Source organism: Mesorhizobium sp. LSJC269B00 (assembly GCF_000502815.1).
Lineage (GTDB): Bacteria > Pseudomonadota > Alphaproteobacteria > Rhizobiales > Rhizobiaceae > Mesorhizobium.
In genome coordinates this window covers 22,356-29,894 of record NZ_AYVN01000023.1, presented here as the reverse complement: position 1 = coordinate 29,894, position 7,539 = coordinate 22,356, and the positions used below count along the sequence as shown (strand labels likewise).

The 7,539-nt window shown below is 59.7% G+C and carries 5 protein-coding genes and 2 pseudogenes; 5 read left to right on the top strand and 2 right to left on the bottom strand.

Features of this window, described 5'->3' with window-relative positions:
• Together X771_RS1000000168500 and X771_RS1000000169570 are read right to left on the bottom strand one after the other, a co-directional pair.
• Positions 1–108 (bottom strand): annotated as a pseudogene (locus tag X771_RS1000000168500) (transposase); the annotation flags it as partial.
• A 9-nt stretch (positions 109–117) separates the two neighbouring features.
• Positions 118–534: pseudogene (locus X771_RS1000000169570) on the bottom strand (MFS transporter); the annotation flags it as partial.
• Between the two features lie 415 nt (positions 535–949).
• Here X771_RS1000000169570 and gabT point away from each other — a divergent pair.
• The 5 genes from gabT to X771_RS1000000167660 all read left to right on the top strand — a co-directional run bounded on the left by gabT (position 950) and on the right by X771_RS1000000167660 (position 7,338).
• Complete coding sequence (gabT, locus tag X771_RS0135440) at positions 950–2,245, top strand: 4-aminobutyrate--2-oxoglutarate transaminase (protein WP_031203373.1); 1,296 nt, start codon at positions 950–952, stop codon at positions 2,243–2,245.
• A 361-nt stretch (positions 2,246–2,606) separates the two neighbouring features.
• Positions 2,607–3,800, top strand: coding sequence for an SAVED domain-containing protein (locus tag X771_RS136505; RefSeq protein ID WP_084566858.1), 1,194 nt, complete (start codon positions 2,607–2,609; stop codon positions 3,798–3,800).
• Between the two features lie 13 nt (positions 3,801–3,813).
• Positions 3,814–5,034, top strand: coding sequence for a nucleotidyltransferase (locus X771_RS136510; protein WP_023690532.1), 1,221 nt, complete (start codon positions 3,814–3,816; stop codon positions 5,032–5,034).
• Positions 5,027–6,811, top strand: a complete 1,785-nt coding sequence (locus tag X771_RS136515; protein ID WP_031203371.1) for a ThiF family adenylyltransferase — start codon at positions 5,027–5,029, stop codon at positions 6,809–6,811. Before X771_RS136510 ends, X771_RS136515 begins: the two co-directional genes overlap by 8 nt.
• Positions 6,808–7,338, top strand: coding sequence for a Mov34/MPN/PAD-1 family protein (locus tag X771_RS1000000167660; protein WP_084566859.1), 531 nt, complete (start codon positions 6,808–6,810; stop codon positions 7,336–7,338). The genes X771_RS136515 and X771_RS1000000167660 overlap by 4 nt, the downstream gene beginning before the upstream one ends.
• The last annotated feature ends 201 nt before the right edge of the window (positions 7,339–7,539 follow it).

Here is a 7,539-nt window from a genome sequence, read left to right as displayed (position 1 = left end):
GAAGCGCCCGGCCCGGTCCTGCGGAACCCGCAGCTCGAGCTTGCCGACCCGCGTCACAAGGGTACGGCCGTAACAGCCCGAGCGATAGCCAAGCCGTTCGGGATAACGGCAGCAGGACTCGCGTCGGTCCATAATGTCGCCAACCGATGCCTGCCAAGCGGGACCATTGAGAGCGCCGCCGCATGCGATCAAGAAGCTGAAGCCGATGATCATCCATGGGTCGACAATGCCCCGCGCCACAACAGCGGTCAGCATCGCAGACGCTACCGCCCTAAATGCACCAGCCGGCGAACATGACCCTGCGACGGCTGAAATGGTCGGCGATAGCCCCGACGAAGACAGATAGAATAAACGCAGGTAGTGTCGATGAGGCCCTGCACCAGCGCGACCATCAGATCGGATGTCGAGATCGTCGCCATTAGGCAGCTCATGGCAACAGTCGGCATCAGCCAACCAAGACTTGAGACCTGCGTGGCGAGCCAGATGAAACGAAAAGGTTCGATTCTTGAGCGGCGCAAACGTCCCTGGCGAAATTACATCCGGATCTGCGCCAGCCACTTCCCTCACCTCTGTGCCTTTGCCTTTCGTCTACTGGTCCCCTTGCCTTGGCGTGTCGTCCAGCGGGATCAGCATAGTGACGGGGCAAGCTTTTCGGAGCGCGGCAAATTTGCGAGCACCACTGGCCATTTCCACCCGGTCAGGCACCTCCCTGCACATGCGCGAGCGCATCCGACGGCCGTTCACGTATTACGCAATCTACCGATCCACCTCGAGGAGCCACTCGAATTAAACTCAATCGGCAAGCTATATTTTTGCCTCTCCGCAAGGTTTAGATACGTGCTAGTCGTCCTTAACCCTTTGATCGTGCGCTGCTAATCGGCGAGTCCAAAAAGCTGGCGACTAAAAGGCCCGCAGCCAAGTAATTTGCCTGTTGGCAAAGGAACAAAATATGAGCGTCACAAACCGTGAACTTGAGAGCAGGCGCAGAGCGGCGGTTCCCAGTGGTGTAGCGTGCGCGTTCCCAATATTTGCTGATAGAGCTCTTAACGCAGAGCTTTGGGACGTTGACGGACGACGTTACATCGACCTCGTGGGTGGAATGGGTGCCCTCGCTGTTGGTCATTCGCATCCTGCAATCGTAGCAGCGGTTCGCGATCAGTTGAATCGCTTCACTCACACCTTTTTTGGAACTGCCCCATATGAAGGCTATGTTGCCTTGGCCGAGCGACTAAATGCTCTTGCACCGATGGCTCCAGCCAAGACCCTGCTCGTTACAACAGGCGCGGAAGCAGTCGAGAACGCAGTTAAGATCGCTCGTTACCACACGGGCCGCCGGGGAATTATTGTGTTTAGCGGAAGCTTTCATGGCCGAACGCTCCTGACGCTAGGAATGACAGCTCAAGTAAACCCTTACAAGATGGGTTTTGGTCCATTTCCAGGAGACATTTATCGTGTTCCGTTCCCGTACGCTTATCGCGGAATCAGCACGCAAGACGCCCTGTCAGCCCTCCATGCTCTGTTTGAAACAGAACTCAATGCCTCAGAAGTAGCCGCAATTATCATTGAGCCGGTGCAGGGCGAAGGTGGATTCCTGCCGGCGTCCTCTGAATTCCTTAAAGCCCTTAGACAGATCTGCGACACTCACGCCATAGTTTTGGTCGCTGATGAGGTCCAGTCGGGTTTCGGACGGACGGGCAGGCTTTTCGCCATAGAAAACTTTGACGTTCAGCCGGATTTGATAGCTGCCGCCAAGAGCCTTGCGGGCGGCCTGCCACTTGCAGCCGTGATCGGCAAGGCCGAGATCATGAACTCGGTTCACCGAGGGGGGCTTGGGGGCACTTACGCGGGTAATCCATTGGCATGCGCAGCCGCACTGGCAGTCCTAGACGTTGTTGAGAACGAAGGATTGCTCACTCGGGCGGAAGAAATCGGTGCGCGCCTACAAGCGGGATTCGAGCGCCTCCGAATTAGAAGCAACCATGCAGAGATCGGCGAGATCCGGAGGCTCGGCGCAATGATTGGCATAGAATTGGTTACGGATAGCGTCAGCCGCGAGCCAGCGACAGATGTCACCGCGAGACTCATCCAAGAAGCCGCTCGAAACGGCCTGCTGCTGGCCTCGGCAGGACGCTTTCACAACGTGATCCGCTTTCTTGTGCCGCTCACAACTTCGAACGACATTTTGGACGAAGCCATATCTATCCTGGGTCGATCAATGGAAGATATGTCTGAACTCCAAGCCTAGCGCGAAGGCGAGGGACGCGGAGGTAACCAGTGGAGCCGCCGATCGCCTCGTAATTCTGATCTGGCGGGTCGGATTCACACCGCCCCCTTTCGGCACAGTTGATCTATGAGTGCTGCGCCGTTTTGGCAGCGCCCTGTCGTCGGGAAGCACGCCTTGGAGATCGGGCGCCTTAAGTTGTGTGCCCGGAAGCGAATGTTGTGTTCCTGCGACGCCGACCCAAGGTACGTCCCCTGTATTGAGGCAGCGCAACGTAAATTCGCTACTCGGCGCGCCGAGTAGCGGAGGAATAACTGGGGTTTCGCGGCTGGCTCAGGCTTCCGCAAACAAACGAAGCGCAACATCAACCGCGAGACGAAAAAACATGAGTCTGGTTGCAGAACTCGAGATGAAAGATCAGGTGCCAGCAGAGCCGCGTCGCGGACGCCGGCGGCCGCTACCCGACAAGGTCAAGAACATCGTATGGGGCCGCGCTGCGGGACGGTGTCAATATGCGGGATGCAATGCCCTATTGATCGGCGACGAGGTGTCGGGAGCTGTCAACGCTAACGCGGCTTATATCGGGCACATCATTGCGGACTCGGAGGATGGGCCGCGAGGCGATCCGATTCAATCACCGAAACTTGCCCAGGAGCCGGATAACCTGATGCTCGTCTGCGACCGTCACCACCGCGTTTTCGATCGCGAGATGGTTGCTGAGCATCCCGCCGATCTCTTGATGGCAATGAAGCGTCGCCACGAAGACCGAATCCGGACGGTCACAGCCATCGACGAGGATATGAGCAGTCATGTCATTCGATACGCTGCGAAGATCGGGACCAACGAATCTCCCGTGGCCAAAGGCGACCTCAAATGGTCGATGATCCCGGATCGCTATCCGCTTGACGACGGCTGGATAGATCTCGATCTCGCGACGCTCGATCTATCCGATCACGAACCGGATTTCTGGCGCATCCAGATCCGCAACCTGCGGGCCGGCTTCGCCGAGAAAGTTCGTGGGCGGATGGAGCGGCAGGAAATCCGTCGCCTAACAGTGTTCGGATTGGCGCCGATCCCGCTCCTGATCGAGCTAGGGCGTCTGATCTCCGACATCGCAACTGCAGACGTCCGGCAGTTGCTGCGCAGCCCCAAGGGCTGGAGGTGGGACCCGAACGCTCCGCCGCTCAAGTTCAACATCCTGCGGCCGTCCGGTCTGGCCGGAAAGGTCGCGCTGAAGCTGGCGGTCAGCGCACCCGTCGTAGACGATCGGATCCACGCAGTGCTCGGCAACGATGCGGCGATCTGGTCCATCACGGCCGACGGCGCTCATAATGACATCATGCGCAGCCAGGCTGATCTGGCCGAGTTCGCGCGTCTTTTCAGAACAACGCTGGATGCCATAAAGATCGCCCATGGCGAGAACACGATGGTGCACGTGTTTCCCGCCGTTCCAGTTTCCGCGGCTGTCGAAGCTGGTCGCGCTTGGCAGCCGAAGGCGCACCCCGCTCTCAAGATCTACGATCAAAACAAGAAGCTCGGCGGCTTCATTTTCGCCCACGAACTTGAACACGCCAGCTAATCAGGAGTTTTTTATGAACATGCATTTGAGCCCGACGATCACCCCAGAGGCTGACGACGTTCTCGAAGACGTCGCCAAAGAACTCGAGATTCCCGAACATCGATACGAACAGGCGGAGACGAGCTACAAATCGCTGGGTGACTGGCTCAACCGACCGGAGTCGACAATTCGGAAATACGGGCCCCAAGTCCACGTCCAGGGGTCGTTCGGTCTCGGCACCGTCACGCCACCGCTCACCGCGGACGAGCACTACGACATCGATGCCGTCTGCGAGTTTCACCGCCTGACGAAAAACGATACCACGCAGGCCAATCTAAAGCGCCTGCTCGAAATCGAGATGAGGCTGTACGCCCGCAGCAAGAAAATGATCAAGCCGTTGGAGGAGCATCGCCGCTGCTGGAGGCAGCCGTACGCGGACGAAGCTCAATTCCACATGGACGTCACGCCCGGAATTCCGAGTGGCGGCGAACTGACCCAACTCCTGAAAACGCGCGGCTTCGATGTTTCGCTCGCCGAGACCGCGATTTCGATCACCGACAACCGCCACCCGCACTACCAGATTATCGCGGCCGATTGGCAGCGTTCGAATCCACGCGGCTATCTGAAATGGTTTCTGACACGCATGGCCAAAGCCTACGAAAAGCGCAAGAATGAGCTTCTTCAGAAAGGCGTGAGGGCCGGCACTGAACCGATTCCGGACTACCGGATCCGCACCCCGTTGCAGTACGCAATCATGATCCTGAAGCGCCATCGCGACATCATGTACACCGACCGCAGCGACGACGACAAGCCGATCTCGATCATCCTGACGACGCTCGCCGCCCACTCCTACGACGGAGAGGAGAAGATCGCTGAGGCGCTGTTCGTGATCCTGACGAAGATGGACAGCTTCATCGGTACCGCGGCGGACGGCAGCCGTCTCATCGCCAATCCCAGCGATCCGCTGGAGAACTTCGCCGACAAGTGGAAGGAGCATCCAAAGCGGGAGAAAGAATTCCACAACTGGCTGCGAAAGGCCCGCGCCGACTTCACGGCGTTGGCGCAGTTGTCGAACAAGGAACTGATCACCGAGCAACTTGCCAAGGGCGTTGGTGTTGGCATTGCGGACCAGACGCGGCGACGTTCGGCCGCTCGGCTCAGTACACCGGCCCTGCTGACCGCCGGTCTCGTCCGCAGCGAGGCGCAGGCGCGGAATTCGGCCGTCCGGATCGAGGGAGATCGCCGGAATGCCTGAGGGTGTCGACCCTCTCGCTCAGCGCTTCAACTCAGCTGTCAACGTCGTTGAATCATGCTGGCAGCAAGCTGGCTTGCGCCCGCTAAGGCTCGACGCCAGACAACTCGCTAGCTACGGGGGGCGCTTCCCCATCGGCTGGCGATTCGACTGCGACTTTTCCGATCGGCGGCGCCGGCTCGACGTTCTGGTGACCGCGGCCTTTCCTTTTGCGCCCGCGCGGATCGCGCTGGTCGACCGTCCTTCCTTTTTGACTTGGCCCCATGTCGAACGCGACGGCGTGCTCTGTCTGGTGCCGGATCACGCCACGTTTCCCATCGACGATCCGTACGCCGGAATCGCCGAACTGCTTGAGATGACGTTTGATCTGATCGGAGCGCTGATCCGCGGCGAGCGCAAGGGCGACTTCCGAAGCGAGTTTCTCACATATTGGCATCATGCAGGACGCGGCCGGGCCCGGACCATCCTGTCGCTGATCGAACCCGCGCCGCCATCGCGGATCGTCAGGATCTGGGAAGGCGCACGAAGAACTATCATCGCCGACAATGACGACACGTTGCGCGATTGGCTTCGCAATTTCGCTCCGGCAATCCCCGCAGCCGAGCTCCGCTTCAACAGCGGCTTGCTGGTCTGGATGGACGTCGTCCTGCTGCCGTCCGAATATCCTTCGTCGGCGAAGGACGTCCACGATATCGCCGCCCGCGCCGGCATCGCCGACCATCTCGACGAACTTGCCCGCGAGATGCGTCAACAGCTGATCGTGATGCTGGGCTCGAGTACCGAGAACGGACCGGCGCTCGCAACCACGGTCGTCAATCGACCGAAGATCGTTCGTGGATCGGATCCGCTGATCGCCGGGTTTCGCCCCTCGCGCGTGCCCGACAACGTGCTGCACGCCCGACTGTTCGGGGGAAATGCCGCCGAGCGCACCTCGGTCGAACGCGTCGATCCGACATGGGTCCATGGGCGCGACCGCGATCCGCGGATTCCCACGCTGCGCGGGGCGACCGTCGCCGTTCTCGGATGCGGATCAGTCGGCGGACCGGTTGCGATGTCGCTTGCCCGAGCCGGCGTCGGCAAGGTTATCCTCGTCGACAAGCAGACCTTCACGGGCGCCAACATCGGCAGACACCCTCTCGGAGTCGGCTCGATCGGCGCAGCCAAGACAATCGAACTCGCGAAGCGTATCCGCTCGGACCTTCCGCACATCGAGGTGGAGTGTCATAACTCGCTCGTGCAGGACCTTCTGCTTCGCGCCGACTGTCCCCTCGCCGGTGTCGACCTCATCGTCTCGGCACTTGGCGATTGGCCGAGCGAATCCCTTCTCGACGAATGGCAGGCTGTCCAAAAAACGCGACGCTTTCCGATCGTTTACGGTTGGACGGAGCCGCATGCCGCCGCCGGACACGCGATCGTCGTCTCCGGCGTCGAAGACCGCTTGCGCGACGGGCTGGATGCCACTGGATTGCCGCACCTCGTCGCCACGCGCTGGGCACAGGAAACCCGGCGGTACGAGCCCGCCTGTGGAGCGGCGTTCGATCCCTACGGCCCTGTCGAGTTGGGATTTATCACCTCGATGGTCGCGCAGACCACACTCGACGCCCTTCTCGGTCAGGCTCCATCGGCTACACATCGCATCTGGCTCGCGCGCCGCACCTTCGTTGAAGCTGCGGGAGGTGCATGGAGCGACGAACTGCGAGCCATCGCTCCGCAAGCGCTCGACGGCGCAACCATGATCGAAAGACGATGGAGCCGGGCCGCGAAGGATCTGGCGGCGTGATCCCCTTCGACATTGGACAATCGGGACAATCGCTCGCGTTCAGTGACAGCGTTCTGGAGCACTTCAACCAACACCGTCAAACCCGCTTTTGGCACAAGGAGGCCGGTGGACTGCTATTTGCGCGATTTCAGCTTCCGGTGATCGACATCGACTTTGCTACCGGCCCGAGGTGCGGAGATCGACGGACCCGCTATTCTTATCGGCCCGACGAGCGGGCCGAACAGCGTGAGGTCAATGACATGTTTTCGCGAGGGCGGCATTTCGTAGGCTGCTGGCATACGCACCCAGAGGATATCGCATCGCCTTCGTGTATCGACCGCCGAAACATCGCCGATTGCGTGCGCCGCTCCTGCCACGCGTTGAATGGCTTCATCATGGTGATCGTCGGCAGGAATCCAATTCCGGACGGAATGTGCGTTTCTGTGTGCGACAAATCTTCCGTCTACGAGTTGGCATTTTCGCGAAACGCCGCGGCGATCGATTCTTCATTAACTTCATCTACCCGCAGCTCGGCGCACCTTGAATGAAGCTCGGCAGATCTTGGAATGCCAGATGGCAGAGATATGAACTGAACGACAACGATCTCAACCAAGAGCAATGGCCGTTCGTCACTGGCGCGTGCGTTCTTGCGAGGCTCAGTAGCGTATTTTTTCCCGGTGCCGCGCGGGCCGATCATAAGGGCCAGTGTTCCCTTCGGACAAGAGCTTCCGTGCACTAATCATGCCCTC

Excerpts from the sequence above, each read along its gene's own strand:
- X771_RS136510 (WP_023690532.1), top strand. The coding sequence starts at position 3,814 with ATGAACATGCATTTGAGCCCGACGATCACCCCAGAGGCTGACGACGTT.
- gabT (WP_031203373.1), top strand. The coding sequence starts at position 950 with ATGAGCGTCACAAACCGTGAACTTGAGAGCAGGCGCAGAGCGGCGGTT.
- X771_RS136505 (WP_084566858.1), top strand. The coding sequence starts at position 2,607 with ATGAGTCTGGTTGCAGAACTCGAGATGAAAGATCAGGTGCCAGCAGAG.
- X771_RS136515 (WP_031203371.1), top strand. The coding sequence starts at position 5,027 with ATGCCTGAGGGTGTCGACCCTCTCGCTCAGCGCTTCAACTCAGCTGTC.